The sequence below is a fragment of the Phenylobacterium sp. genome, assembly GCF_036495085.1.
Lineage (GTDB): Bacteria > Pseudomonadota > Alphaproteobacteria > Caulobacterales > Caulobacteraceae > Phenylobacterium.
In genome coordinates this window covers 23,959-49,972 of sequence record NZ_DASXNL010000147.1, presented here as the reverse complement: position 1 = coordinate 49,972, position 26,014 = coordinate 23,959, and the positions used below count along the sequence as shown (strand labels likewise).

At 66.2% G+C, this 26,014-nt stretch carries 23 protein-coding genes; 4 read left to right on the top strand and 19 right to left on the bottom strand.

The window, feature by feature from the left end; genetic code table 11:
* Window positions 1-110: 110 nt before the first annotated feature.
* The 4 genes from VGI62_RS16855 to VGI62_RS16840 all read right to left on the bottom strand — a co-directional run bounded on the left by VGI62_RS16855 (window position 111) and on the right by VGI62_RS16840 (window position 5,026).
* Window positions 111-1,160 (bottom strand): outer membrane protein assembly factor BamD, encoded by a 1,050-nt coding sequence (locus VGI62_RS16855; RefSeq protein WP_414695699.1) that lies wholly within the window; start codon window positions 1,158-1,160, stop codon window positions 111-113.
* 143 nt (window positions 1,161-1,303) lie between these two features.
* Window positions 1,304-2,212: a UDP-3-O-acyl-N-acetylglucosamine deacetylase gene (lpxC, locus tag VGI62_RS16850; RefSeq protein WP_331505687.1), complete on the bottom strand. Its 909-nt coding sequence runs from the start codon at window positions 2,210-2,212 to the stop codon at window positions 1,304-1,306.
* 205 nt (window positions 2,213-2,417) lie between these two features.
* Window positions 2,418-3,890 carry a cell division protein FtsZ gene (gene ftsZ / locus VGI62_RS16845; protein ID WP_331505686.1) on the bottom strand — a complete coding sequence of 491 codons (1,473 nt, stop codon included), beginning with the start codon at window positions 3,888-3,890 and terminating at the stop codon, window positions 2,418-2,420.
* Between the two features lie 263 nt (window positions 3,891-4,153).
* Entirely contained in the window at window positions 4,154-5,026 is an 873-nt protein-coding gene (locus VGI62_RS16840; RefSeq protein WP_331505685.1) for an enoyl-CoA hydratase-related protein, read from the bottom strand.
* Window positions 5,027-5,687: 661 nt separating this feature from the next.
* Between VGI62_RS16840 and VGI62_RS16835 the strand changes: the two genes are divergently transcribed.
* A complete protein-coding gene (locus VGI62_RS16835) occupies window positions 5,688-6,794 on the top strand; it encodes a hypothetical protein (protein WP_331505684.1) in 1,107 nt (368 codons plus the stop codon).
* Window positions 6,795-6,880: 86 nt separating this feature from the next.
* Here the strand turns inward: VGI62_RS16835 and ftsA are convergent, their stop codons facing one another.
* The 3 genes from ftsA to VGI62_RS16820 form a co-directional block, all read right to left on the bottom strand.
* Window positions 6,881-8,329: a cell division protein FtsA gene (gene ftsA, locus VGI62_RS16830; RefSeq protein ID WP_331505683.1), complete on the bottom strand. Its 1,449-nt coding sequence runs from the start codon at window positions 8,327-8,329 to the stop codon at window positions 6,881-6,883.
* 18 nt (window positions 8,330-8,347) lie between these two features.
* A complete protein-coding gene (locus VGI62_RS16825) occupies window positions 8,348-9,106 on the bottom strand; it encodes a cell division protein FtsQ/DivIB (protein WP_331505682.1) in 759 nt (252 codons plus the stop codon).
* A 79-nt stretch (window positions 9,107-9,185) separates the two neighbouring features.
* On the bottom strand, window positions 9,186-10,133 hold the full coding sequence (locus VGI62_RS16820; protein WP_331505681.1) for a D-alanine--D-alanine ligase: 948 nt from the start codon (window positions 10,131-10,133) through the stop codon (window positions 9,186-9,188).
* A 132-nt stretch (window positions 10,134-10,265) separates the two neighbouring features.
* On the opposite strand from VGI62_RS16820, the gene VGI62_RS16815 reads away from it, so the two are divergent.
* Both VGI62_RS16815 and VGI62_RS16810 read left to right on the top strand, forming a co-directional pair.
* On the top strand, window positions 10,266-10,694 hold the full coding sequence (locus tag VGI62_RS16815; protein ID WP_331505680.1) for a PaaI family thioesterase: 429 nt from the start codon (window positions 10,266-10,268) through the stop codon (window positions 10,692-10,694).
* Window positions 10,695-10,872: 178 nt separating this feature from the next.
* A complete protein-coding gene (locus VGI62_RS16810) occupies window positions 10,873-11,250 on the top strand; it encodes a UrcA family protein (protein ID WP_331505679.1) in 378 nt (125 codons plus the stop codon).
* A gap of 24 nt (window positions 11,251-11,274) precedes the next feature.
* Here the strand turns inward: VGI62_RS16810 and murB are convergent, their stop codons facing one another.
* Both murB and murC read right to left on the bottom strand, forming a co-directional pair.
* Window positions 11,275-12,195: a UDP-N-acetylmuramate dehydrogenase gene (murB, locus tag VGI62_RS16805; protein ID WP_331505678.1), complete on the bottom strand. Its 921-nt coding sequence runs from the start codon at window positions 12,193-12,195 to the stop codon at window positions 11,275-11,277.
* Window positions 12,192-13,622: a UDP-N-acetylmuramate--L-alanine ligase gene (murC, locus tag VGI62_RS16800; RefSeq protein WP_331505677.1), complete on the bottom strand. Its 1,431-nt coding sequence runs from the start codon at window positions 13,620-13,622 to the stop codon at window positions 12,192-12,194. Before murC ends, murB begins: the two co-directional genes overlap by 4 nt.
* 146 nt (window positions 13,623-13,768) lie before the next feature.
* Between murC and VGI62_RS16795 the strand changes: the two genes are divergently transcribed.
* Complete coding sequence (locus VGI62_RS16795; RefSeq protein WP_331505676.1) at window positions 13,769-14,653, top strand: hypothetical protein; 885 nt, start codon at window positions 13,769-13,771, stop codon at window positions 14,651-14,653.
* 8 nt (window positions 14,654-14,661) lie between these two features.
* Here the strand turns inward: VGI62_RS16795 and murG are convergent, their stop codons facing one another.
* From murG to VGI62_RS16745, 10 genes are read right to left on the bottom strand one after another with little or no spacing between them, the layout of a single operon-like run.
* Window positions 14,662-15,768 (bottom strand): undecaprenyldiphospho-muramoylpentapeptide beta-N-acetylglucosaminyltransferase, encoded by a 1,107-nt coding sequence (murG, locus tag VGI62_RS16790; protein ID WP_331505675.1) that lies wholly within the window; start codon window positions 15,766-15,768, stop codon window positions 14,662-14,664.
* A gap of 12 nt (window positions 15,769-15,780) precedes the next feature.
* On the bottom strand, window positions 15,781-16,962 hold the full coding sequence (ftsW, locus tag VGI62_RS16785) for a putative lipid II flippase FtsW (protein ID WP_331505674.1): 1,182 nt from the start codon (window positions 16,960-16,962) through the stop codon (window positions 15,781-15,783).
* The gene (gene murD / locus VGI62_RS16780) at window positions 16,959-18,368 is read right to left on the bottom strand and encodes a UDP-N-acetylmuramoyl-L-alanine--D-glutamate ligase (RefSeq protein ID WP_331505673.1); all 1,410 of its coding nucleotides are present in this window, start codon (window positions 18,366-18,368) and stop codon (window positions 16,959-16,961) included. Before murD ends, ftsW begins: the two co-directional genes overlap by 4 nt.
* Window positions 18,369-18,386: 18 nt before the next feature.
* On the bottom strand, window positions 18,387-19,502 hold the full coding sequence (gene mraY, locus VGI62_RS16775) for a phospho-N-acetylmuramoyl-pentapeptide-transferase (protein ID WP_331505672.1): 1,116 nt from the start codon (window positions 19,500-19,502) through the stop codon (window positions 18,387-18,389).
* A complete protein-coding gene (locus tag VGI62_RS16770) occupies window positions 19,502-20,911 on the bottom strand; it encodes a UDP-N-acetylmuramoyl-tripeptide--D-alanyl-D-alanine ligase (protein WP_331505671.1) in 1,410 nt (469 codons plus the stop codon). Before VGI62_RS16770 ends, mraY begins: the two co-directional genes overlap by 1 nt.
* Entirely contained in the window at window positions 20,904-22,352 is a 1,449-nt protein-coding gene (locus VGI62_RS16765; protein WP_331505670.1) for a UDP-N-acetylmuramoyl-L-alanyl-D-glutamate--2,6-diaminopimelate ligase, read from the bottom strand. The genes VGI62_RS16770 and VGI62_RS16765 overlap by 8 nt, the downstream gene beginning before the upstream one ends.
* Entirely contained in the window at window positions 22,349-24,097 is a 1,749-nt protein-coding gene (locus tag VGI62_RS16760) for a penicillin-binding protein 2 (protein WP_331505669.1), read from the bottom strand. The genes VGI62_RS16765 and VGI62_RS16760 overlap by 4 nt, the downstream gene beginning before the upstream one ends.
* Window positions 24,094-24,519 carry a cell division protein FtsL gene (gene ftsL / locus VGI62_RS16755; RefSeq protein ID WP_331505668.1) on the bottom strand — a complete coding sequence of 142 codons (426 nt, stop codon included), beginning with the start codon at window positions 24,517-24,519 and terminating at the stop codon, window positions 24,094-24,096. Before ftsL ends, VGI62_RS16760 begins: the two co-directional genes overlap by 4 nt.
* Entirely contained in the window at window positions 24,516-25,448 is a 933-nt protein-coding gene (gene rsmH, locus VGI62_RS16750; RefSeq protein ID WP_331505667.1) for a 16S rRNA (cytosine(1402)-N(4))-methyltransferase RsmH, read from the bottom strand. Before rsmH ends, ftsL begins: the two co-directional genes overlap by 4 nt.
* Window positions 25,445-25,927, bottom strand: a complete 483-nt coding sequence (locus VGI62_RS16745) for a division/cell wall cluster transcriptional repressor MraZ (protein WP_331505666.1) — start codon at window positions 25,925-25,927, stop codon at window positions 25,445-25,447. Before VGI62_RS16745 ends, rsmH begins: the two co-directional genes overlap by 4 nt.
* Window positions 25,928-26,014 lie beyond the last annotated feature (87 nt).

The following is a 26,014-nucleotide window of genomic DNA, read 5'->3' as shown; positions in this document are numbered from 1 at the left end:
GCGCCAATGATCGCCCGGAATCAGCGGCCGGGAAAAGCGCCGCCATGGCGCAGTTGATCACTTTTTGTTCTCCCGCGCCAGGGGGCGCCTTCCGGGAGAACCTTTTCGACTCAGTTGCTCTTCGAGGCGCCCGCGGTGTCTTCGGACTTATCCTTGGTGAAGGGGATGTGGAAGATGCTGCGCTTCTTCTTCGGCGGATCGTCGGACGTATCCGACTCGGCCTGCGGCTGCGCGGCAGGCGTCGCCGAGGATTGCGCCGTCGACAGGGCTGAAGCGGTGGTCTGGCCACCACCCGATGGTGGTGCGATCGTGTGGGCCTTGTCCTTGGTCATGGGCGCGTGGAACAGGCTGCGTTTGGTGCTGACGGCCGGGATCACTGCCGGGCGTAGCCCCTTGGACGTCAGGAGCTCGTAGGCGTCGACGTACCAAGCGTCGCCTGGATAGTTGTAGCCCAGCACCGCGCCGTTCTTCTTCGCCTCATCAAGCAGGCCCAGCGTCAGATAGGCCTCCACAAGGCGGTAGAGCGCCTCGGGGGTATGACTGGTGGTCTGAAAGCGGTCGACCACGGTCTTGAAGCGGCCGATGGCCGCCAGAGTGTCGTTCTGGCGCAGGTACCAGCGGCCGATGGTCATTTCCTTACCGGCCAGCTGGTCGTTGACCATGTCGATCTTCAGCCGGGCGTCGAGGGCGTATTCGGTGTGTGGGTAGCGGGTCGTGACCTCGCGCAGGTTATCGAGCGCCTGGCCGGTAGCGGCCTGATCGCGACCCACGTCGACGATCTGCTCGAAGTAGCAAACGGCCTTCAGGTAGTGCGCGTAGGCCGAGGCCTGGTTGCCCGGATAGAGCGAGATGAAGCGGTCGGCGTCGGCGATCGCCTCGGAGTAATTGTTGCCTTGGTAGTGGGCGAACGCTTGCATCAAGATCGCGCGCCTGGACCACTCCGAATAGGGGTGCTGGCGTTCGACTTCCTGGAAGTAGTCAACGGCCTGGCCCCACAGATGCTTGTCCATCCGATCCGCGCCGGTGGAATAGAGCAGCTCGACCGGACGCTCCTCGTAGGCGAGCTTGGTCTTGGGCTTCTTGTTGCCTGAGCACCCGGCGACAGCGAGCGCGCAAAAGACCGCGACGAGCGCCGGGCGAGACCACGAATTGCGAAGCAAGGTCACCATCACCTCAAAGGATCGGACGCGCGCCCCCACGCGAGAAAATCGCTTCTACACCAGGGGACAGCCGGCGCAACCGAATGCCGCTCGGCTGCGACCACACTACACCTGATCCTGTGGTCGAAATCAGGCGACCGGGATCAGACTGCGATCGCCATCTCGTCGGCGAAGGTGCGGATCCGCCAGGCGTCGGGCCTAGCGGCCAGCGCGCGAACCAGCTGGTTGTTGATTCCGTGGCCGGCCAATTCGCCCTCGAAGCGGCCAATGATCGGGGCCCCCAGAACATAGAGATCGCCGATAGCGTCCAGGGCCTTGTGGCGCACGAATTCATCGGGGCGGCGCAACCCCTCGGGGTTTAGGACCCGATCGCCCTCGATCACCACGGCGTTGTCCATAGAGCCGCCGCGGGCCAGGCCCATGGCCCGCAGGGCCTCGACCTCGTGCAGGAAGCCGAAGGTGCGGCAGTCGGCGAGCTCGCGGCGGAAGGCGGCCTCGCCCATCGGAAGGTCGATTTCCTGGCGCCCGATCACCGCGGTCGGGAACTCGATGGCGAAGGCGACCTCGAACTGCATGGCCGGTTTCAGCGCCGCGCGCTTGTCGCCGTCGACCACTTCGACGGTGTCGAGAATTTCGATGAACTTTCGGGCGGCGGCCTGGGGCCTGCGGCCGGCGCGATCGAGAATCTTCAGAAACGGCCAGGAGGAGCCATCCATGATCGGCATCTCCGGCCCGTCCAGTTCGACGATCGCATTGTCGATGCCAGACATGACCAGCGCAGCCATGAGATGCTCGATGGTGGCGACGGTGACGCCGGCGCTGTTGGTGATGACGGTGCCGAGCTGCGTCTTGCAGACCGACTCCGGTGTGGCTGGAACCTGGTTGTCGCGGTCAGTGACGTCGATACGCACGAACACGATCCCGGCGTCGGGCCCGGCTGGACGCACCGCGACCTTGGTATATTCGCCGGTATGGACGCCCACGCCGGCGAACAGCGTCGGAGCTCTGACGGTGTGCTGGAATGCTCCGCTCTGGAAACCGTCTGCCGCCACTCTGGCACCTTTCTAGGTTGGAGCGCCGGCCGAAGTGACCGAAGAGCGCCCACCTCTGCGGTAAGCAAGTTGGTGCGGCGCAGCAAAACAATCCCTGTTTCGCAATGTTTCGGTATCCGGAAGGTTAACACCCGCGCGCCATGGCATAGCGCCGCAGGGGTATTGCGAACCCCTGCGGCTATACTAGGAATGCTTTTGAAAACAGCTAGTTGGCGAGACGCCGCAGGAACGAGGGGATTTCCAGATCCTCGCCCTGATGGGCCTCTTCCTCCGGCGCGGCAGCCTCCACGGGAAGTGCGCCGCCGCGGCTGGGCGCGGGTCGCGGCTGAGCGGCCTGCGGAACCGGGGCGTCATAGCGCGGCCGGCTGCCGAAGATGCTCAGGAAGCCACCCCGCGGACGGCGCTCTTCGTAGGTCGGCTGCGCGAACAGTGGCTCGTCCCCCGGCTCGGCGACCGCAGGATCAACGATCCGGACGACCGGTTGGACCACCACGGGCCCACCCTGGCCGGCGACCGGCGCGGAATACAGATCGGGCTGTTCTTCTTCCGCAGTGTCCGCGGCGAACACGGGTTCAGGCCGCGGCATGGGCTCCGGCCTGATCTGGACCGGCGTTTCGGCTGGTTCGTCCGCCACAATGCGGGTTTCGGGCATGCGCAGCGGGGGAGCGGTCAGCGGCCGGCGCTCGAGCTTGGGCTCTATGGCGGCGATCGATGCGCCGTCCATGCCGGTCGCCACGACCGAGACCCGGATCATGCCGTCGAGCGAAGGATCGAAGGCCGCGCCGAAGATGATGTTCGCCTCCGGATCGACCTGCTCGGAAATGGCGTTGGCCGCCTCATCGACTTCCAGCAGCGTCATATCGAGTCCGCCGGTCACGTTGACCAGCACGGCCTTGGCGCCCTTCAGCGACACCTCGTCGAGCAGAGGGTTCTGAATAGCGTTCTGGGCGGCCATCAGGGCGCGGTCGTCGCCAGCGGCCTCGCCGGTACCCATCATGGCCTTGCCCATCTCGGTCATCACCGTGCGAACGTCGGCGAAGTCGAGGTTGATCAGACCTGGGAGCACCATCAGGTCGGTGATGGAACGCACGCCGGAGTGCAGCACCTGGTCGGCCATGCCGAAGGCTTCGGCGAAGGTGGTCCGCTCGTTGGCGACGCGGAACAGGTTCTGGTTCGGGATTACGATCAAGGTGTCGACGTAGCGCTGCAGCTCAGCGATGCCGGCGTCGGCCAGGCGCATCCGGTGGCGGCCCTCGAAATGGAAGGGCTTGGTGACCACGCCGACCGTCAGGATGCCGCGCTCGCGCGCGCACTTGGCGATGATCGGGGCCGCGCCCGTACCGGTGCCGCCGCCCATCCCGGCGGTGATGAACACCATGTGAGCCCCGTCGAGGTGCTCGCCGATCTCCGGGATCGACTCCTCGGCCGCGCTCATGCCGATTTCGGGATGGGCCCCGGCGCCCAAGCCCTGGGTGGCCAGCACGCCTAGTTGCACCCGCCGGTCGGTCTTGGCGAACGCCAGCTGCTGAGCGTCGGTGTTGGCCACCACGAACTCAACTCCCAGCAGGCCCGCCTCGATCATATTATTGACCGCGTTGCCGCCAGCCCCCCCGACGCCGAAGACGACGATCCGCGGCTTCAGTTCTGTCGCGCGCGGAGCTGAAAGTGCGATTGTCATGGGACCCCTGCGTCCTTCCCGAAATACGGCCCGAGACGCATAAGCAGACCCGCCGCCAAAGCGCCCTCGTAAGGAAGCGTTAAGTACGCGCCGACACCCTTAATCGAGGGTTAACCGCATACCGTGAGTCGCGAGTCGGTCGAGGCCGGGTTTGGTCGAAAAAACCCCTTGCGTCACAAGGCGTAAGACGAATCAGGCATGCCTTGGCGGCAAGCCGCCTCGCCCGACGCCTGTGGACGGCCGCCCAGGTGACTGGGGACGGTTCAGCGATCCCACCAGGGATAGCCCTCAGGCATGCCCGACGAGACCTTGCCCGGAAAGGCGGGCTGCCGTTTCTCGAGAAAGGCCGAAACACCTTCGCGGACGTCGCCGGTGGAGCCTAGGGCCATGGCGAGCGCGCCGTCGACCCTCAGCGTCGGCCAGGGTGACGACTCCGGCGACAGGCGCCACAGCATCTGGCGCGTGATGGCCACAGAGATCGGAGAGGTGTTGTCAGCGATCGAGCGGGCGATGGCGCGGGCGCGGGGCATCAACTCGTCGACGGCCACGACCTCGCTGACGAGCCCGCCCTTCAGCGCCTCGGCCGCGGAGAACAGCGCCCCGTCGAGACACCAGCGAAGCGCCTGCGGTAGGCCGACGAGACGCGGCAGAAACCAGGCGCTGCCGGCCTCCGGCACCAGGCCCCTGCGCGCGAACACGAAGCCGAACTTTGCTGCGTCGGCAGCGATGCGGATGTCCATAGGCAGGGTCAGCGTCAGGCCAACGCCGACCGCCGAGCCGTTGAAGGCGGCGATCGAGGGCTTCCGGCACTCGAAGATCGCGCCGACCATGCCGGAACCGCCCGCGCGGCCCTGCCGGGCATTCGAAACATCGCCGAAGGACACCGAGCCTTGCGTCGAGGTGGTGTCGAAGGCGTCCGCGCCGGCGGAGATGTCGGCGCCGGCGCAGAATCCGCGGCCCGCGCCGGTGACCAGCACCACCCGCACCGCGTCGTCGGTGTCGGCTGCGTCGAAGGCGCGAGCAAGCTCGGCGCCCATGGTGGCGGTGTAGGCGTTGAGTTTTTCAGGTCGGTTGAGGGTGATCTGCATGATCCCGTCCTCGACCATACAGAGGATGTGCTCGTAAGCGTCGGACACGACGAAACCTCCCGTTGATCCGCCGTCTCACCGCGGCGCCATAGGCCCACGGTAGGCGCTTTACGCCGCGTCGGGACAGGAGAGAGTGAGCGCGCGGAGAAACGGACACACGAGGGAGTTCCGCGCTTCGCTCCCTGTGACCTGCGTTACGCCCTTGGGACAAGCGCCAGGGCATATTTGCACCGGCTTTGAACGTGAGGATGTGATGAGCAGGGGCCAGGAACGAGTTTCGATCGCAATTGTGTCGCTGAGGGTGGCCGCCACCCTGGTGTTCGCCGGGCTTGTCGTCACCGCCAGCCGAGCGGCGACCCCACCGCACGCCGCCGCTCTAAGGCCGAGCCCCGTGATTGACTCACCGTCCAAGGCCGCGCCAAAGTTACAATCCCTAGTGTAGAGGGCGTAAATCGCTCGCTGCGGCGGCAAGACCTTCTCGCCAGACACGCGCTTGGTCCCGCGAACTCACACCGAGCGCGGTCGAGTCCGCACCGTGACCTGCGTCACGTCCCCTGGATCGGTGGTGACGCACAACTGGCGTGGGGTTCGAGGGAGCGCGACATGACCAAAGGACACGGTTCGATCGCCGTAGGGTCGCTGAGGGTGGCCGCCAGCCTTTTGGTGTTCGTCGTACTCGCCACGGCGAGCCACGCGGGAGTGCCCCCGCATGCCCCCGGCACGGTCTGTTACACGCCAAAGTTCTGGTGCTGGGCGCGCCCCGCTGGGCCTGCCGGAACTCCATGCCACTGCCCTCAGGCGGGCCAGCCCCCTGTGGGCGGCACTCGAGGCTAACGCCACCTGCGGAGCGGTAAAACGCGGTCATCCAGCCAAGTTCGGAACCAGGGAGAGATCAGACATGCCGGCGAACAGCTCTTTTGGCGCGTCGATCTCGAGCGCCGCCACACATCTATTCCGGGCTTTAGCCTCAGCAGTCTCAACCATTATCCCGTTCATATACGCCACTTGTCTTGTCTTCAGTCTCGCCTATTTCACTTATGTATATAAAACTGCCTCTCTTGTGTATGATGACCTAGCTTCCATTCAGAAGGAAGATTTGCCGTCGAAAGCAGAACATCTATACAACGACTGGATGCGACTTAAGTCCAGCGCTCCGCTGCCAGTTTCACCATCTACCGCCGACTCATCTGAATATTATCATGAATTGTCGGTTACTAGAGGAATTGCCTATAACGTTTTTAACGATCAAACTCGTGCGGCAGACGTTATTGACGCGGCAACTTTTAGAAAACCCGTATCCTTCATCCTAGATAAGTTGGGAATTGGATCCTCATTGCTATTCATTCGAGATAGTGATTCCAATTACAACAATGTAACTCCAGATCTTACCGATGAAGACGGTGATTTTTCAACATATCTAAGATTCATCGATCTAACCGGTCCGAATAATTTGGCAGTAGAGGACGTCAACAACAATTTAAATATCTATATGAGTTGGATGCAAAATATAATGACGATATATGGACTTTGGGTCCTTCCGGCTATTTACGCAATGTTTGGCGCTCTGATATTTCAATTTAGGGCGAGAATAAATCCGCTACTAAAGAACCCAAAGCATCCCGTGACCCGGGCAATTCTCGCCGCGATGGCCGGAGTCAGCATCTCGTGGCTGTTCAATTCTCTGAATTCGAAGACCTTTGGCGGAATAACGATCTTCGGACTGGCATTCCTGTTCGGATTCAGCATCGACGTGTTCTTTGCAACCCTGGACAGGCTCGTGACCTCCCTTTCCAAGCCCACGGCCGCCGAGACGTAGGTCCTCGGCGCTGAGGCCGCAGTCCGCGGCCTCAAATCCAGCAGGGATGACCGGCCTGCCGCGGGAACGTCAGCGGCGCGTCGGGCCTAGAGGTTCTCGCGCAGCCAGGACGCCGCTTTTGCGACCGGATTGGCGCGGGGATCAAGAGGTTCGCGGCGCAGTTTGGCCGAGGCCAACGCCTTGGCGGAGACGGCCTCGCGGGGACCGAACGCGGCACGGTGCAGGATACCGGCGGCGGCGGTGAAGGCCGGACCTGACGCGGCGTCGGCCAGGTGCGGCACGCGACGGGGGCGGCCAAGTCGCACCGGACGGTCGAACACCCGCACGGCAACTTCGCGAACTCCTGCGAGCTGGCTGGCGCCGCCGGTAAGCACCAGGCCCGCACCCGGCTCGACCGGTGCGCCGGACGCCTTCAGCCGGTCCCGGAGCAGCTCCAGGGTCTCTTCCACGCGTGGAGCGATGATCCCCTTCAGTAGGCTGCGCGGCGCGATGACGGGGCCCGCACCGGGATCGTCGCCACGCGGGGGCGCTTCGATCATCTCGCGGTCTTCGTTGGCGGATGCGATGGCTGAGCCGTGCAGCGTCTTTATCCGCTCGGCGCCCGCGATCGAGGTGGAGAGCCCGCGAGCGATGTCCTGGGTGACGTGCTGACCGCCAACCGGCACGGTTTCTACGTGAACCAGCGAGCCGGAGTTGAACACCGCCGCCGAGGTCGAACCGCCGCCCATATCGATGCAGACCGATCCAAGGTCCATCTCGTCCTCCTCCAGCGCGGCGAGCGCGGAGACGAAGGGCGCGGCGACCACGCCTTCAAACTGCAGGTGCGCGCGCTCGACACAGGCGCCCAGCGTCTGGAACACGGTTTCCGAAACCGACACCACCAGAAGCTCGACACCTAACGTGCGCCCGAACATGGCGCGCGGGTCGCGCACGCCGCCCTGCCCGTCCACCGACCAGGCGATCGGCAGGATGTGCGCGGCCCGGCGTCCAGGCAGCTTGATCTGGGCCAGCGCGTGGCTGATGGCGCGGATCAGGTCGTTGTCGGAGATCGGGCGCGCGCCGATCGAGACCCGACCGGCCACGCGATGGGAGGTGAGCTGACCGCCGGCGGTCGCCACCGTAACGTGCTGGACATTGACGCCGGCGACGTTCTCGGCGCGCTCAACGGCCTGAGCGATGGCGTCGGACGCCTCGTCGAGATTGACGATCGCGCCACCGCGGATGCCACGCGACTGGACATATCCGACGCCGGCGGTCGTGAGCGTGCGGTCGCCTTTGTGCACGCCCTCGGGCTTCATGATGAAGCAGGTGACTTTCGAGGCGCCCAGGTCGACGGCAGCCACGACCGGCGTTCGCGCCAACGCGGCCTTCAGGCCCTCGCGGCCATCCCTACGGTCATTGACCTTGCGCTCGTTAGCGCCGCGTCCATTGGCGGAGCGCTCATGGCCGCTGCGCCCTGTGGCGCGGCGGTCCTGCGCAGCGCCTGTCGTCCGGTCGCCTGACTGCGCTTCGGAGCGGCTCGCAAGCTTCAGCATCTATAGGTCTTCCATCGTTCAGGCGCCCGCCGCGGGCGGCGGGTTCAGGTGCGGGATCTGGCGTGGGCGGACGGTCACCACATCGGGATTGCGCAGGTCGATACGATCAAAGCCCAGCTCGAGAATGCGCGAGCGTTGATCGAGGCGCTCAAGCTGCATCAATGCTTCCTCCTCGCCGGAGGCAGGCAGCTGAATCAGCGAGCCGTCCTTCAATCGAAGGTCCCAACGTCGGTCGTCGACGCGGACCAGGGCATCCATCCGGGTCATCAGCTTCGGGCGCTGGGCGATGATCGGAAGGATCTCCGGCGCATGTTGCGCGCCGCCCTCCCCCACCACCAGCGGAAGGCTGGTAAAGCGGCCCGGATCGGCTTCGGGAATCAGCTGACCGTGCTCGTCGATGACGTGCTGGCGCCCATCATGCTGCCAGACGGCGAGTTGGCGGCGCTCGACGACAGCGACGACGAGCGTGTCAGGCAGCAGGCGCACGATGCGTGCTTCCTTGACCCAGCCCACCTTTTCCACGCGACGGCGCAGATCGGCGAGGTCGAGGCCGAGCAGGGGCTCGTCCTTGTAGACACCCATCGCCCTGGCGATGTCTGCGGTCGCCATCGCCGAGGCGCCCTGCACCTCGACGTGGCGTACGCGGAACCCTGCGTCGGCCATACGGCTGTCGAGGAATCCGCCGATGCCGGCCAAAAGCCGTTCGCCGCGGTGACCGGTGCCAAGCGTGACGCCCAGCGCCAGGGCGAGGATCGCCGCCGCGCCGCTTAGCGCCAACCTCGGCGAGAGGCCGTGGGGTTCGGATCTTAACGTCCGGGGCGCTGCCTTCGAGGGCGCCTTGACCGGAGGTTTCGCCTTAACTCGCGAGCCCCCCCGAACCGCCCCCGGCATACGCGTCCTCCGTGATCCAAAGCACCAATCGGTCGAAATCCACACCCTGCAGCGCCGCCTGCTCCGGGATGAGCGATGTCGGCGTCATGCCTGGCTGTGTGTTCACCTCAAGGAGGACCAGAATGTCGTTAATGTCGTCATAACGCAGGTCCGATCGGGTAACGCCCCGGCAACCAAGTGCGGCATGGGCGGCCTCGCTCATTCTCAATGCTTTTTCAAAGGCATGGGGCGGAATTTCGGCCGGGACGATGTGGGTCGAACCGCCTTCCGCATACTTCGCCTCGTAGTCGTAGAAACCTGTGCGCGGAATTATGTCGGTGACGGTCATGGCCTTGCCGTCCATCACGCCCACGGCGAGTTCGCGGCCGCGGATGTAGGGCTCGATCATCACGTCCTCGCCGAAGGTCCAGCCCGGGGCGACGATCTCCTGAGGCGGGCGGTTCGCGCCCTCGAACACCAGGAACACCCCCACCGAGGACCCCTCCGCGTTCGGCTTGACCACATAGGGCGGCGCCATCACGTGGTCGGCGGCCGCTTTGAAGCGGTTGAAGAGCCCGCCACCCGGTACAGCGACTCCGGCGGCGGCGAACACCGCCTTGGCCTTGGCCTTGTCCATGGCCAGCGCCGAGGCCAGCACGCCGGAATGGGTGTAGCGCATGCCCAGCGTCTCCAGCACGCCTTGAACGCAGCCGTCCTCGCCCCAGGCGCCATGCAGGGCATTGAAGCAGACATCGGGCTTCAGTCTGGCCAGCACCTCAGCGACGTCGCGGCCGGCGTCGATACGGCTGACCCTGGCCCCCAGCCGCTCCAGGGCGGCGGCGCATTCACGGCCCGATACCAGGCTCACCTCGCGCTCGGAGGAAAGGCCGCCCAGGAGAACGGCGACGTGGTGTCCGGAGAGGGGCGCGACCATGGGCGACTCGAAAAAGGCGGCTGGAAAGGCCCAAGCGGGTGACTGAGCCGGGGAGCCGGGTCAAGGGCCGGTGCATGCTGACAGGGCGCTGTCAGCAGGGTGGCGGCAGGATGCGAACAAAGGGAGATCGCCATGATGACCGCCGACGCTTCAGTCCTCGATAACCTGCCGGCGCCGCCGTGCGCACGACTGCTGGGCTGGCGGATCCTCGCCGTGAAGCCGCAGGAGGGCTGGATCAAGGTCGCCTTCGACGCCCGCTGGGAGTTCACAAACCCCGCCGGCTACATCCAGGGAGGTTTCCTGGCGGCCATGCTGGACGACACCATGGGACCGGCGGTCTTCGCCATGAGCGATGGCAAGCTCTACTCGCCGACCATCGACATGCAGGTGAGCTTCCTCAGACCGGCCCGACCAGGGCCGCTCGTGGGCGAAGGGCGCGTGATCCACCTGGGCAAATCGATCGCCCATATGGAGGCCTCGCTGACTGACGCAAGGGGCGCGCTGATCGCTCGCGGCGCTTGCAGCGCGCGGCTGGTCGAGGCCGACAAGGCGCTCGCCTAGACGCATTACATAAACTTCATAAGAATTTGCTCAGCACGTTGCACGGCCTGTGCAACAATAGATTCGAGAATCTCGCCTATTTTCTTATGACGCGCAGCTATTCTCAAACAAGGTTTAGACAAAATTGCAGTCACATCAGACTAGGAGTTAGCCAAAACTCGGGACAGAGGAGGTTTCTATGCTCAAGGCAGCCTTGCTGGCGTCGTTGGTCATCGCGACCGGGTCGGCGCCGACCTTGGCACAAGCTCAGCGCGAGCCGAGCAAGACAGTGGTCGAAGCACGAGGGTTCGATTTTTCCAATCCCACCGACGTCAAGACCGTGCACGACATGCTCTGGCGCGCCGCGGTGTCGGTGTGCGACAGCCGCATCGAGCTGCAGCTTGGGGACGAGATGAGCGACCACAAGTGCGCCCGTGAAAGCATGGATCGCGCCGTGGCGGGGCTCCACCAGCCCACGCTCACCGCCTATCATCAGGGTCACTCGATCAAGTCCAACGAGACAAAGTTCGCCGGCCCAAGCGCCGAACCCGGCCGGCACTCACCGGGCGGCCGGTGACCTGACCGGGCGGCTGGGGTCACCCTACCGCGGCCGCCCGATCCGTTTGATCTCCCATTCAAGTTCGACCCCGGTCTTTGCCTTAACGTCGGCCCTGACGGCTTCCCCCAGGCCTTCGAGGTCGGCGGCGGTGGCCTCGCCGGTGTTGATCAGAAAATTGGCGTGAAGGGGCGAGAACATCGCGGCGCCAAAGGGTCGACCTCGCCAGCCTGCCTCGTCGACCAGCTTCCAGGAGGAATGGCCAGGCGGATTCTTGAACGTCGAGCCTCCGGTCTTCTCTCGAATTGGCTGGGTCTGTTCGCGCCGCGTGGTGATTTCGTCCATGCGCGCGGCGATGGCGGCAGGATCGTCCGCCAAGCCCTCAAAGAGCCCGCCGAGGAAGATCAGGGGCTCAGCGGCCGCGCGTGCCGATTTGCGGTAGCTATACCCCAGGTCGGCGTTCGAGAGCGTCAAGCGCTGGCCGGACCGGTTCAGGGCATAGGCCTCGACCAACACGTTTTGGGTCTCCGAACCATAGCAGCCGGCGTTCATCACCAGGGCGCCGCCGATGGCGCCCGGCACCCCCCGCAAGAACTCCAGGCCCGTGATTCCCGCGCTGGCCGCCTCACGCGCCACGGCGGCGTCCAGCGCCGCGGCGCCTGCAAAGATCCTGCGTCTCTCCTCCGTTTCGCCGGCCTGGGGCTCGATGGCGGCGAAAGCCTTTCCGAGGCGAATGACGACGCCTTCCACCCCGCCGTCGCGGACCAGGGTATTGGATCCGACGCCGAGCACCGTGACCGGAGTTGCCGGGTCGAGGCCCGCGAGAAAGCCGGCCAGGTCGGCCTCGTTCTGCGGCAGGAAAAGGACATCCGCCGGTCCCCCGACCCTGAACCAGGTAAAGGGGCCGAGCGGTTCGTCGCGGAGGAGCTTGCCGCGGACCTCCGGCAGCCGATCGCGCCAGCTCATTCGGCCGCCAAGGCCGACAGTTGCTCCGGCAGCGCATAGGCCCAGGCGGTGATATCGCCCGCACCCAACAGAACGACCACGTCGCCCGCCTTGGCTTCCTCCCCGACCAGGCGCGCCAGCTCCGATGGCCCCTCCAGCGCCAAGACCCGGCGGTGGCCGTACCGACGCAGACCCTCGACCAGCGCGTCGCGGTTGACGCCCTGGAGCGGCGCCTCGCCGGCCGCATAGACATCGGCCACGATCACCACGTCGGCGTCGCTGAAGCAGCTGCAGAATTCATCGAACAGGTCGGAGAGCCGCGAGAAGCGGTGCGGCTGAACGACGGCGATCACCCGGCCTTCGGTGACCGCGCGCGCGGCTTTCAACACCGAGGCGATCTCCACCGGGTGGTGTCCATAGTCGTCAACAATCCGCACGCCGTTGGCGACGCCGGTGGTCGTGAACCGCCGCTTGACTCCGCCGAAGCCCGCCAGACCCTTCCTGATGTCGTCGGCGCTGACGCCCAGTTCGCGCGCCACCGCGATGGCGGCCAACGCATTCAACGCATTGTGGAGCCCGGCCATAGGCAGGCGAAGGTCGTCGTAACGGACCGGTTCGCTGTCGCCTTCGCCAGGTGTGGGCGGCTGAATCACCACGTCGAAGCGGCAGCCCTCCGGACCCATTTGAAGCCCCTCGGCCCGGACCTCCGCCTGTGGGTTGAAGCCGTAGGTGACCAGACGCCGGTTTTCCACCCGCGCGGCCATGGCCTGTACTTCCGGGTGGTCGGCGCACACCGCGGCGAAACCGTAGAACGGGATGTTCTCGACGAAGTCCCGGAAGGCCTTCTTGACCGCCTCGAACTCGCCGTAGTGGTCGAGGTGCTCCGGGTCGATGTTGGTGACGATGGCCACGGTGGACTTGAGCTTCAGGAAGGTGCCATCGCTCTCATCGGCCTCGACCACGATCCAGTCGCCGGCCCCGACCTTCGCATTGGTTCCGTAGGCGTTGATGATCCCGCCATTGACCACTGTCGGGTCAAGGCCGCCTGCGTCGAGGATGGCGGCCACCATCGAGGTGGTGGTCGTCTTGCCGTGGGTGCCCCCCACGGCGATGGAGAACTGTAACCGCATGAGCTCGGCCAGCATCTCGGCCCGGCGGACCAGGGGCAGGCGTCGATCGCGGCCGGCGACCATCTCCGGATTGTCGGCCTTGACCGCCGTCGAATAGACGACCGCGCTGGCGCCCTCCACGTGCGCGGCGTCATGGCCGATAAATACGGTCGCCCCCAACTTTTGCAGCCGCTCGGTATTGGCCGAGGCCTTGGCGTCGGATCCCTGTACCTGGTAGCCGATACGAAGCATGATCTCGGCGATGCCACTCATGCCGATGCCGCCGATGCCGATAAAGTGCACGGGGCCGATGTCGAAAGGCACGGGGCGGCGGGTCATCGCAGTGTCCTAGGACGCTTCCTGACATTGCGGAAGAGGTGCGCGGCGCCGCGCCTGAACCGATGGGCGTATGGCACGTCATCGTCCCGTGGATTGTTAACCGCCGGTGTGCGGGCCACAATGTTTCGGAGGCAGGAGAATTGATCTTGGGTTTTGATCTACAGTGCTCGCGGTTCGTCTTTGCGGCAAAGCAGGCTGGCGTCGACTTCTCCGATACGCTCACCCTCGGACGTCAGAACATCCACATTTCAGAGCGGGCCTATCGGACAGAGGCGAAGCGCTTCGGCTTGCCCCTCGATGAGGGCGCGCTCAGCCGCGCCTTCAGCGGCTTCCCGTATGTCGATGGAATGCTCACCGAACTCGGAGCCAAGGCGCCGCTATCCATGGACGCATCGGACTACGAAGGCGCGAGCTATCTCGCCGACCTGAACAAGCCCGTTTCCACGGAGTTCACCGGCAAGTTCTCGGCGATCATCGACGCCGGGACGATCGAGCACATCTTCAACTTTCCGCAGGCGGTGCTGAATGTGGCCGCAATGCTGAAGGTCGGCGGTCACCTGATTTCGGTCAACGGAGCCAACAATTTCACCGGCCACGGCTTCTATCAATTCAGCCCCGAACTCTTCTACCGGGTGTTCGCGCCCGAGAACGGCTTCGTCGTGGAATCCATGGTGCTCAGTGAGTGTAACGATGACGCCGAGTGGTATGAGGTGGCAGATCCGGCCGAGGTCAGGCAGCGCGTCACCCTGATCAACAACGCCCGCACCTACCTGATGATGCGCGCGCGCAAGACCGAAAACGTCGAGATGTTCCGCAAGACGCCGCAGCAGAGCGACTACGAGGATCAGAACTGGGTGCAGCCGGAGAAAGCCGGCGACATGAGTTACCTTCGCCGACCGCTCAAGCAGCGGCTTGCCGAACAGTTTTTACCGCGGTCCGGGCGAACGGTGATGCGTCGACTGAGCCAAGCGACGCGCCGCCACTTTGCTTCGCCCCATCTTGTCCGATCGAGAATGCACTTCGACGACTAAGCGCTGCCTCAGCCTTGAGCGTAAGCGTGGGCCGTCTCTTCGACGACGTCGGCAAGGCGTTCAGCAGCGTCTGGCATAGCCACCGAGCGGGCGGCGGCAGCCATCCGCGCCAGACGGGCGGGGTTGGTCAGCAGCTTCTCCAGCGCACTGGAGAGACTCTCAACGGTAAGCTGACTTTCGCGGGCCACCTCGGCGCCGCCGGCCTCGGCCAGCAGCCTCGCGTTCTGGCCCTGGTCGTCGTCCAGCGCGATCGCCAGCGGCACCAGGATCGAGGGCTTGCCCGCCACGGCGAACTCGCAGACCGATCCCGCGCCGGAGCGGCCGATCACCAGGTGGGCCGCTCCCAGCCTGCTGGCCAAGTCGCGGAAGAAGGGCGCGATCTCGGCGTCGACGACGGCGTTTCGATAGGTGCGCCGCGCCGATTCCATTGATTCCGGCCTTGTCTGCTGCTGGACGACCAAGCGTTGGCGAAGGGCATCCGGTAGGGCGGCAATCGCCTCTGGCACAAGTTCGGAAAGCAATCGCGCGCCTTGGCTGCCACCGGTGACCAGCACGCGGATCGGGCCCTCCGCGGTCGGAGGGACATAGGGCTGATCGGCGAGGGCGCGGATCAGCGGGCGGACCGGATTGCCGACCACCACAGCATCTGCGACCACCTTTGCCGGCGCCTTGAGAAGGGTCGGGAAAGCGCAGGCCACTCGCGTGACGCGAGCGGCCAACATGCGATTGGCCCGGCCCATCACCGCGTTCTGCTCGTGGATCACCGTCGCTCGTTTATCGAAGATCGCGCCGACCAGGGCGGGCGCGGAGGGATAGCCGCCGAAGCCCACCACCACGCTGGGGCCGACCTCGCGGTAGACGGCGCGCGCCTGGTTGGCGCCGCGCAACACCGCCAGGCCCGCGCGAGCCATGCTGAGCGGGTTGCCCGACCGGTATGTGGCGGACGACAGACCGATGCGGCGTTCGGCGGGGAAGTCATGCGCCAGGCCCGCGACCCGTTCGTCGGACGCCAGCACCACTGACCAGCCACGCGCGATAAGGCTCTCCGCAAGCGCCTGGGCGGGAAACAGGTGGCCCCCGGTGCCTCCGGCGGCGAGAACGGCAATCTTACGCATGGCCTCTCGCCTCTAAGCGAACGCGCCGGCCTTGGCGATGGCCTCGCTGGGGGTGTAGGCGCCGGGCCGGCGGCGAGTGAGGGCCAGAGCCATGCCCAGCGTCAGGCCCATCGCCAACATCGACGAGCCGCCATAACTGATGAACGGCAGGGTCATACCCTTTGTCGGGATCAGGTCGAGGTTCACCGCGACGTTGATGAAGGCCTGTTGGCCGACCAGTACGAAAAGCCCTGCCGCCGCGACCTGTTCAAAGGGGTCATTGAGCTTCATCGACTTGTAGAGCCCGCGCACCACGATGAAGCCGAAAAGGCTGATCAGGAGCAGGGAAAAGATCAGTCCATATTCTTCGGCGGCCACCGAGTAGATGAAGTCGGTATGGGCGTCGGGAATGGCGCGCTTCAGGACGCCCTCCCCCGGCCCGCGGCCGATCAGCCTGCCGGCGGCGATGGCCTCGGCGGCGCGGTCCACCTGATGGGTGTCGGCCTTGTCCGGCGACAGGAAACGGTCGACGCGGCTGGCCACGTGCGGGAACAGGAAGTAGGTCGACGACAGGCCAGCGATGGCCGCGCCGCCTAACAACATCACCCATGAAAGCGGCACGCCAGCCATCCAGAACGCTGCCCCGAACGCGATCGTGATCAGGACCGTCTGGCCGATATCCGGCTGGATCAGCAGCAGCCCGACGGAAATGAAATAGAGCACGAAGGCAATGGAGACGCCGGGCACGCCCTGGCCCTTCTGCCCTTCGGAGAACATCCAGGCGACGAGGATGATCAGCGCCGGCTTCATGAACTCCGACGGCTGCAGCGTGAAGCCGCCGAACTCCAGCCAACGGGTCGCCCCCTTGGCGTTGTGGCCAAAGAACGGAAGGGCGACCATCACGGCGATGGCGATGAGCCAGATGAAGAAGGCGCTGCGCCGGACATTCTTCACGTCCAACATCGAAACGGCGATCAAAATCACCGCGGCTCCGGCCGCGAAGACGCATTGGCGCACGGCGAAGTGAAAGGGGTCGCCGACATTCATCCGCGACGCAGCCGCCGGGCTGGAGGCGAACGACATAGCCACGCCGATGGCGATCAACAGGCCGACGACGCCCAGTATCCAATGGTCGACGGTCCACCACCAGACCCCGATGCGTGAGCGGTCGGAACGGGCGAAGGCGTGGTGGGTCCCCGGCGTCGCGGCCTTCATGCAGCCCCTCTTGCAGCGTGGGCCAAACGCTGGACAGCGGCCCGGAACGCCTCGCCGCGGGCCTCGAAATCGCTGAACTGGTCAAACGAGGCGGCGGCCGGCGAGAGCAGGATCACGGCGTCCCGGCCGCTCTTGGCGGCATCGGCGTAGGCCTGGGCGACGGCGGTGTCGATGGTTCCGGCCTGGAAGGTTGGCGCGTAGCCTTTCAGCGTCTCGGCGAAGGCGGGCGCCGCCTCGCCGACCAGATAGGCCTTGGCAATCCGCGGGAAGAGATCCGCCAGGGCCTCGATCCCGCCGGTCTTCGGCTGGCCGCCGGCGATCCAGTAAGCCTTAGGATAGCTCGACAGCGCCTGGCGGGCTGCATCGGCGTTCGTGGCTTTCGAGTCGTTGATGAAGCGCACTCGTCCGAGAGTCGCCACCGTCTCCATGCGGTGGGCCAGGCCCGGGAAGGTAAGCAGGTGCTCGGCAGCTTCGTCCGCCGGGATGCCGAGGCCCTTGGCGGCGGCGTAGGCGGCTGCGGCGTTCTGCCAGTTGTGGCGGCCGGGCAGCGAGCGGGCGACATTGAGGTCGGCGACCTCCTGCGCGCGCTCGCCGGTCGCGTCGTATAGCATGCCCTGCAGGACGTAGACCCCACGCCCCATGGCCTTGGAGGCCGAGACCGGCACGATCGTGCGGCGATTGGCGGCGGTGATCTCGGTGCAGATCTGTTGACCCCAAGGGTCATCCACCCCGATCACGGCGGTGTCGCCCTTGCCCTGGTTGGCCAGGATACGGCGCTTGGCGGCGACATAGCCTTCCATGCTCCCGTGCCTCTCCAGGTGATCGGGCGAAAGATTGAGGATCACGGTGACATCGGCGTGAAGGCTCGATGTCAGGTCGAGCTGGTATGAGCTCATCTCCAGGACGTAGACCGCCCCGCCGTGCATGTCCGGCAGGTCCAGGACGCCGATCCCGATATTGCCGCCGATGCGCACGTCGCGGCCGGCCTGGGCGCAGAGATGGCCGATCAGCGCCGTCGTGGTCGATTTGCCATTGGTGCCCGTGATGGCGACGACCTTCGGCCGCCGGTGCTCGGGCGCAGCGTTCACGGCCCTGGCGAACAGTTCGATGTCGCCCACGATCTCGACGCCGGCCTCGCGGGCCCGCTCGACGGTCCAGTGCGGCGCCGGATGTGTGAACGGCACGCCCGGCGAGAGCACCAGCGCAGCGAACTTCGACCAATCGGCCTCTGAGAGATCGGTGAGCGTGAAGCCCTCGGCTTCAGCCGACGCGCGGGAGGCCGGCTTCTCGTCCCAGAGCGCCACCTCGGCGCCGCCGGCCACCAGCGCGCGCGCTGCTGCAAGGCCCGTGCGGGCCAGGCCGAAGACGGCGACCGTCCTTCCCTCAAAATCGCGGACCGGGATCATGGCGCTCGCTTGCCCTCCCTACCGCAGCTTAAGCGTGGCCAGCCCCAGAAGGGCCAGCATGATCGAGACGATCCAGAAGCGGATCACGACAGTCGATTCCGACCAGCCGACCTTCTCGAAATGGTGGTGGATCGGGGCCATCAGAAAGATCCTGCGCCCGGTGCGCCTGAACCAGGCGACTTGGATCACGACCGAAAGCAGCTCGGCCACGAAGAGGCCGCCCACGATCGAGAGCACGATCTCGTGGCGGGTCGAGACGGCCACGGCTCCGATGCCGCCGCCCAAAGCCAGGGAGCCGGTATCGCCCATGAAGATCCGCGCCGGCGGGGCGTTGTACCAAAGAAAGCCCAGCCCAGCCCCGATCATCGCCCCGCAGTAGACCGCGATTTCGCCCACCCCTGGCACGAAGTGAAGCTGCAGGTAGTTGGCGAAGACAAAGTTGCCGACCAGGTAGGCGATCAGGCCGTAAGCGGCCGCCGCTATCATCACCGGCACTGTGGCGAGGCCGTCGAGCCCGTCGGTGAAATTCACGGCGTTGGCTGCGCCGACGATCACGAAGGCCCCGAACAGCAGGTAGAACCAATGCAAATTCAGCAGCGCCTGCTTGACGACAGGAAAGGCGACCGACGTCAGCAGGTCTGGCGCCTCTGGCGGCTTGGCCGCGAACAGGATGATCATGCTGATCGCGACCATGGCGATGGCCGCCTCCAGCAGCAACCGTACGCGGCCGGAGATGCCGTCCGACGACTGTTTGGTGACCTTTGCGTAGTCGTCGAGGAAACCCAGCACGCCGTAGCCTGCGGTGACCAGCAGCACGGCCCAGACGTAGACATTGGAAAGGTCCGCCCAAAGCAAGGTGCCGACGATCAAGCCGGCCAGGATCATCACGCCGCCCATGGTCGGAGTGCCGGCTTTCTCGAGGACATGACGCTGAATGCCCTCGGCGCGGATCGGTTGGCCCTTCCCCTGCTTGGCCTGCATCCAGCGGATGAAGCGCGAGCCCATCGCGACCACGATGATCTGGGCGGTGAACACCGACATGCCCGTGCGGAAGGTCAGGTACTTCACCAGGTTGAGGACCGAGACGTGGCCGTGGCCGCCGGCGGAGAAATGCTCGTAGAGCCAGTAGAACATCAGCCGGCCTCTCCCGAGCGGGCGTCGAGCGGCGCATCGAGGCCGGCCAGCGCCACGGCGATTGCGCCGGCCTTCGAGCCGTTCGAGCCCTTCACCATCACAGCGTCTCCGGGCTCTGCGGCCCGGGCGACCAACGGCGCAAGTTCGGCCGCTGTCTCGGCGTAGCCTCCGCGCCGAGTCGGCGGAAGGGTGTCCCAGAGGGATTTCATCAAAGGTCCGGCGCAGAACACGAGGTCGACCTTGGCTTCAGCCAGCGGTTCGGCCAATGCGGCATGGAATGCGCGGGCCTGCGGGCCTAGCTCCAGCATGTCGGTCAAGGCCGCGATCCGGCGGCCTCTCACCGCCCGAGCGCCCAGTGTGGCGATGGCCGAGGCCATGGAGATCGGGTTGGCGTTGTAGCTCTCGTCGATCAAGGTGAAATCACCGGCCACAAGATGCACCGTCTGCTCGGCGCCGCGCCCCTCCAGCGGCTGGAAACTACCCAGCGCCGCGAGGCCGTCGCCCAGATCGACGTCGAGGGCCTCCAGCATAAGAAGCACGGCCATTGAATTCAGGCCCCAGTGGAAGCCTGTCTGCAGGAGCGGGAAGTCGAGACCTTTGCCGTGGAAGCGGGCCTGGATCACTGCGTGGCCGGCCGCGACCTGGAAGTCGATCAGCCGCGCATCGCAATGTTCGCCATGGCCGAAGGTGCGGATCTGCGCGCCGACCTTTTCCGCCTCACCCTTGAGCAGCGGGAACCAGCGGTCGTCGGCGTTCAGAACCGCGACGCCGCCGGACCATAATCCCTGGAAAATCTCCGCCTTGGCCCTGGCTACGCCGGCCTCGCCGTCCGGGAAGTTCTCTACGTGCACGGGACCGACGGTGGTCACCACTGCGGCGTGCGGCCGGACCATGCCGGCCAGCGGGGCGATCTCGTCGGCGTGGTTCATGCCGATCTCGAACACCGCGCGCTCAGCATCGCGTGGCATCCGCGCCAGGGTCAGCGGCACGCCGATGTGATTGTTGTAGGACTTCACCGAGGAGTGCGCTCGGCCGGCAAGCTTCAGACCGGCCATGATTGCCTGGGTCACACTGGTCTTGCCGACCGAACCGGTCACCGCGCCTCGGCGAACCTTCGGCGCCCTGTCGCGGGCCGCGACGCCCAGGCGCTCCAGAGCCGCCAGCACGTCGTCGACCATCACAGCCGAGCCGAACACCTGGCGCGAAGCCAGTACGCCCGCCGCGCCTTTGGACATTGCCTGCTCGACGAATTCGTGGCCGTCGCGCACGCCGGCCAGAGCCACGAAGAGGTCGCCGGGCTCGAGGGTACGGGTGTCGATGGAGACGCCGGTGGCCTCGAAGGGTCTGCCGGCCAGCTTGCCGCCGGTCGCCGCGGAAATCTCATCAGAGGTCCACAGCTGGTCAGCCATGGAGTGCGCTCGCAGTCTCCGCCACGTCGTCGAAGGGATGGACCACGTCACCGACGATCTGGCCTTGCTCGTGGCCCTTGCCCGCCACCACCAGGATATCACCCTCGTCCAATAACGCCGCGCCCGTTCGGATCGCCTCGCGCCGGTCGCCGACTTCCCTCGCCCCAGCCGCGGCAGCTAGGATTTCGGCGCGGATTGCGGCGGGGACTTCGCTGCGGGGATTGTCGTCCGTGACAATGGCCACGTCAGCAAGTTCGGCGGCGATCCTGCCCATCAGCGGGCGCTTGGTCCGGTCCCGATCGCCCCCGGCGCCGAACACCACGATCAGCTTGCCGCGCACGTGTGGCCGCAGGGCGCGCAGCACCGTCTCCAGCCCGTCCGGCGTGTGGGCGTAGTCCACGTAGGCCTCGCCGCCGCGGGGCCCGCGTCCGACGCGCTGCAGCCGCCCCGGTGCGCCCTCGATACGCTCCAAACCCGCCATCGCCTGCTCAATGGAGACGCCGGCGGCGATGCAGAGACCGGCGGCGACCAGGGCGTTCGAGGCCTGAAACGCGCCGGCCAGCGGCAGGCGGACCTCGTAGGCGCGGCCCTGATGGGTCAGCCGCAAGGCCTGACCGTTGGGCAGCGGGGTGCGCTCGATGAGGTGTAAGCCCTGCCCCGCCGCGCCGACGCTCATCACGCTTTGACCGGCGCTGACGGCTGCGCCGGCGAAGGCCGCATATGCGTCGGAATCGGCGTTCAGCACCGCGGTCTTGCCGCGGGTCAGCAGGGTCTCGAAGAGGCGCAGCTTGGCGGCGCGGTAAACCCCCATGGTGCCGTGGTAGTCGAGGTGGTCCTGGGTCAGGTTCAGGAATCCCGCGGCCGTGAGCTTTACCCCGTCGAGACGCCGCTGGTCGATGCCATGCGAGGAGGCTTCCAGCGCCAGATGGGTGACGCCGGACTGCGCGACGCGGGCCAGCAGCTCGGCCACATCGGATGCGTCGGGCGTGGTGAGGCCTGGCGGCGTGACCTGCTCATCCACCGAACCCGGCGCGCTGACACGGACGCCAAGCGTGCCCATGCTGGCGGCCCTGAAACCGGCGTGAGCGAACATCTGCCTGCAGAAAGCCGCCACCGAGGTCTTGCCGTTGGTGCCGGTGACAGCGACGCAGGTCGCCGGCTGCGCGCCCCAGAAGGAGGCCGCGGCCAGCGCGTAGGCGCGGCGCGGGTCTGCGGCGATCACCAGCGGAGCCGGCAGATCCTCGATCTCGCGGCCGGCGAGTACGGCGACCGCTCCCTGCTCGACAGCACGCGGAGCGAAGCTGCGGCCGTCGACCTTGGCGCCTGGCAGGGCGGCGAACAGGTAGCCGGGGCGCACCTTTCGGCTGTCGGCGGTGACGCCCTGGATCGGCGGATCCACACTAAGGTCGCGCTTCACCAATTCGGAAAGGCGCACGCTCAATGCTCTTCTCCGGCATTGGCGGCGGCTTCGGCCGGCGCAGCAAAGGGATTGGTCTCGGCCCGGCGCTGTACGCCGAGGAATGGCGCGATCCGCTCGATCACGTGGCCAACGGCGGGCGCAGCTACGATACCGCCGGTAGGGTCGAGACCTGTCTTGTCGCGTTGCGGCTCGTCCAGCAGCACGAGCACGACATAGCGCGGGGCGCTCAGCGGACCGTCCGTCGGGAATGCGGCCACGAACGAAGACACCTGCCTGGTCGTGGAGTAGCGCTTGGCGGCGGGGTCCCATTTGTCACCCGTGCCGGTCTTGCCGCCTACGTTCAGGCCCGCGACGTTTGCCGACTTGCCCGAGCCGCCGGTGACGTTGGAGCGCATGATCTGCAGCAGGGTGAGCGCGGTTTTCTCTGAAATCATCCGCGACCCGTGCACCACGGTCCCCGCCGGGAGCTTCCTGATGGTCAGCGGCAACAGTTGGCCGCCGTTCATAAGGCCCGAATAGGCCCGGGCGATCGCCAGCGGACTAACATTGATGCCGTGGCCGAAAGAGGTCGAGGCGATCGCGTCCTGATCCCAGACCCTGGGGGTAAGCGGCCGGGCGGTCTCGATGAGCTCGGTCTTTGCGGCCTGCGTCAGGCCGAAGCGGTTGAAATAGTCGTGCAGGCGCTCCGGCCCGATTTCCTCTCCGAGGCGGGCCGTCCCAATGTTCGAAGAGTGCTGGAACACCTCCACCAGGGTCAGAACCTTGTGGGTTGCATGGTAGTCGGTGATCGTGCGGTAGCCGAGCTGGAAGGGGTGCGTGGCGTCAAAAGTGGAAGATGGCGTGGCCACGCCCGCGTCGAGCCCGGCGGCTACGGTGAAGCCCTTGAACGTTGAACCCATCTCGTAGATCGCGCCGGCCGCACGGTTCTGGCGCGCGTCCAGGCTGGCGGCGCCCGGTTTGTTGGGGTCGAAGGTCGGATAGCTCGCGAGGCCGAGGATCTCACCGGTGTGGACGTTGGTGACGATGCCGACGGCTCCCTTCGGCCGGAACTGGGCGGCGGCCTTGTAGAGCTCGTCCTCGAGCGCCGCCTGGATGCGAAGGTCGATGGAGAGCGGGACCGCACCCTGACCGGCGGCGGCATTGCGGATGTCGTCGTTCAGCGCGGCCTCGGCGCCCGCCAGGCCCTCACCCCCGGTGTCCGCGAACCCCACCAGGTGGGCGGCGGTAAAGCCCAATGGATAGACCCGCTTCTGTTCGGGTTCGAAGCTGACGCCGGGAAGACCGAGGTCATGGACGTGGGCGCGGAGTTCCGGGGTCAGGCCACCGAGGACAAAGGTGCGCCGGCCGGCCCGCAGGGCCTTCTCCAGGCGCTCTGGCGTCAGTTCCGGCAGGTTGGCGAAGAGGGCCCGGCGTGTCTCGCCAGTATCCCAGATCTCACGGGGATCGATGTAGAGGCCATAGTGCAGGAGGTCGGCGGCCAGCATCTCGCCGTTTCGATCGACGAGGTCGGCCCGCGCCGCGCCGATCGCCGGCGCCGCATCACCGCGGATGGAACCGGAGAACAGGGCCGCGTGGGTCGCCCCGATGGCCAGCGTCAGGAATCCCGCTGAGAACAGCGCCAGGACGAAGAAGATGCGGATGCGCGTGTCGTCCTCGGCGCGCCCGGACGCGCGTGCGCGTTCGAAGGCGTGCTCGAAACGCCATATCCATCCTGTGAGGCGGTGGGACAGCCAAGAGGATCCAAAGGCCTGCTGCCCAAGGCTCATCGCGTGACCTCGGCGAGCTGGGTCGTTGTGGCGAGCGGAGCAGCCGGTTCGTGCGGAGCGGTCGCCATTGGGTCAGGGGTGACCTCGACGGACGCCTTGACCGCCGCTGGCGGCAAGGCCGCAAGCTGGGGCAGGGCGTCGGGGCCGGCCTCGTGCTTGATCGGTACGGGCGCCAGACCGAGGTAAGTCTCCGAGAGGCGCTCGATGCGGGCCGGCTGCTCCAGGTGGCTGACCTCGGCCTTCAGGAGGCGGATGCGGGCCTTTTCTGACTCGATCTGCCGCTCGACCGTCGCGATCTTGGCGCGCTCGCCGCCAGCGATGGTCTTGGCCAGATAGACGCCGAGGATCAGAGCGGTCAGCAGGCCGAGCGCCACCAGGTCCACCAACCTGAAGCCCCGAACCCTGCGATTGAGCCAGCTCATGCCGCCGCCCTCCAGACGGGAGCGTCGGTGCGCACCGCCGCCCTGAGTTTCGCCGAGCGGGCCCGGGGATTGGCCGCCAATTCCGTGTCAGTCGGCGTTTGCGCGCCGTTGAACAGGAGCTGGAAGCTCGGCGCAGCTGCAGTTTCCAGCGGCGGCGCGTGGCGCGACCCCCCCGGCGTTTTGCCCGCTCGCACCGAAAGGAAGGTCTTCACGATTCTGTCTTCCAGCGAATGGAACGTGACGACGCAGAGGCGCCCGCCGGACTTCAGCGCCCGCTCCGCGGCGGCGAGGCCGGCCTCCAGCTCCGACAGCTCCTCGTTCACAGCGATGCGGATCGCCTGGAAAGAGCGGGTCGCGGGATGGACCTTGGCGCCTCGGCGGCCGCCAAGCGCCTTCTCGATGAACTCGGCCAGCTCCAGCGTACGCGTGAAAGGTTGCTCCTCGCGGCGCTTGGCGATGGCTCTGGCGATGCGCCGGCTTTCGCGCTCCTCACCGTAGACGAATAGGATGCGGGCCAGCTCCGAGAGTTCGGTCTCGTTCACAAGGTCGGCGGCGGTGGGACCGTCGGCGGCCATACGCATGTCGAGCGGCCCGTCGCGCATGAACGAAAAGCCGCGCTCTGCCTCGTCGAGCTGCATGGACGAGACGCCGATGTCGAGGACAACGCCATCGACGGCCGCAGGGCCGGTCTCGACGTCCAGCTCGGAAAAGCGGCCCTGTACGAGGCGGAAGCGCTCGGCAGGGAGGCCTTCGGCGAAGCGGCGCGCGGAGGGGTCGCGATCGAAGGCGATCACGACGGAGCCGGCGCCCAGCAAGGCGCGGCTGTAGCCCCCTGCGCCGAAAGTGCCATCGACCAGGGTCTTGCCGGCGCGGGGCTGCAGCGCGTCCACGACCTCATCGAGCAGGACCGGGACATGCGGCCCGTTCATCCGGCCCCTCCCACATTGGGCGAGGAGAGCCGCGCGAGGCGCTGCTGGGCGCGCAGGGACGCCAAGCCCTCGCGGGCCAGGTCGCGCTGGGCGGCGCGGTGAGCCTGGAAGGCTTCGCGCTGCCAGATCTGAAAGCGGTCGCCCAGGCCCACGACCACCACCCAGTCGGTGAGACCGAATTGCTGGCAGAGCAGCTCCGGAAGAGTAATGCGCCCGGCGGTGTCGAAGCTGAGGCGGGCCATGCCGCCCAGCACCGAGGTTTCCAGCGCGCTGCGGATCGGGTCGCCGAATTCGAGTTCCTCGATCACGCCAAGGTAGCGGTCGAACAGCGCCTTGCCACCACCCTCAATGCAGTCGGCCTCTATGGAGGGGAAGCAGAAGACGCCGTCGAAGGGGCCAGCTGTAAGGGCGCGGTAATCCTGCGGCACGACGATCCGCCGTTTGCCGTCCAGTTGTTTCTCGAACGTCGAGAGAAACACCGCCAAAGCCCCTGCCACCTAGGCCGCCCCACCAGCCGCCCTAACCTTCGCTACCGACCCGTCAAAATTGGTTAGCGAAGTACGAAT

What these genes read in the sequence shown, in the direction of transcription:
- ftsZ (WP_331505686.1), bottom strand. Translation starts at nt 3,890, where the DNA reads ATGACAATCGCACTTTCAGCTCCGCGCGCGACAGAACTGAAGCCGCGG.
- VGI62_RS16835 (WP_331505684.1), top strand. Translation starts at nt 5,688, where the DNA reads ATGCCCCCGGCACGGTCTGTTACACGCCAAAGTTCTGGTGCTGGGCGC.
- ftsA (WP_331505683.1), bottom strand. Translation starts at nt 8,329, where the DNA reads ATGCTGAAGCTTGCGAGCCGCTCCGAAGCGCAGTCAGGCGACCGGACG.
- VGI62_RS16820 (WP_331505681.1), bottom strand. Translation starts at nt 10,133, where the DNA reads ATGGTCGCGCCCCTCTCCGGACACCACGTCGCCGTTCTCCTGGGCGGC.
- VGI62_RS16815 (WP_331505680.1), top strand. Translation starts at nt 10,266, where the DNA reads ATGATGACCGCCGACGCTTCAGTCCTCGATAACCTGCCGGCGCCGCCG.
- VGI62_RS16810 (WP_331505679.1), top strand. Translation starts at nt 10,873, where the DNA reads ATGCTCAAGGCAGCCTTGCTGGCGTCGTTGGTCATCGCGACCGGGTCG.
- murB (WP_331505678.1), bottom strand. Translation starts at nt 12,195, where the DNA reads ATGAGCTGGCGCGATCGGCTGCCGGAGGTCCGCGGCAAGCTCCTCCGC.
- murC (WP_331505677.1), bottom strand. Translation starts at nt 13,622, where the DNA reads ATGACCCGCCGCCCCGTGCCTTTCGACATCGGCCCCGTGCACTTTATC.
- murG (WP_331505675.1), bottom strand. Translation starts at nt 15,768, where the DNA reads ATGCGTAAGATTGCCGTTCTCGCCGCCGGAGGCACCGGGGGCCACCTG.
- ftsW (WP_331505674.1), bottom strand. Translation starts at nt 16,962, where the DNA reads ATGAAGGCCGCGACGCCGGGGACCCACCACGCCTTCGCCCGTTCCGAC.
- murD (WP_331505673.1), bottom strand. Translation starts at nt 18,368, where the DNA reads ATGATCCCGGTCCGCGATTTTGAGGGAAGGACGGTCGCCGTCTTCGGC.
- mraY (WP_331505672.1), bottom strand. Translation starts at nt 19,502, where the DNA reads ATGTTCTACTGGCTCTACGAGCATTTCTCCGCCGGCGGCCACGGCCAC.
- VGI62_RS16770 (WP_331505671.1), bottom strand. Translation starts at nt 20,911, where the DNA reads ATGGCTGACCAGCTGTGGACCTCTGATGAGATTTCCGCGGCGACCGGC.
- VGI62_RS16760 (WP_331505669.1), bottom strand. Translation starts at nt 24,097, where the DNA reads ATGAGCCTTGGGCAGCAGGCCTTTGGATCCTCTTGGCTGTCCCACCGC.
- ftsL (WP_331505668.1), bottom strand. Translation starts at nt 24,519, where the DNA reads ATGAGCTGGCTCAATCGCAGGGTTCGGGGCTTCAGGTTGGTGGACCTG.
- rsmH (WP_331505667.1), bottom strand. Translation starts at nt 25,448, where the DNA reads ATGAACGGGCCGCATGTCCCGGTCCTGCTCGATGAGGTCGTGGACGCG.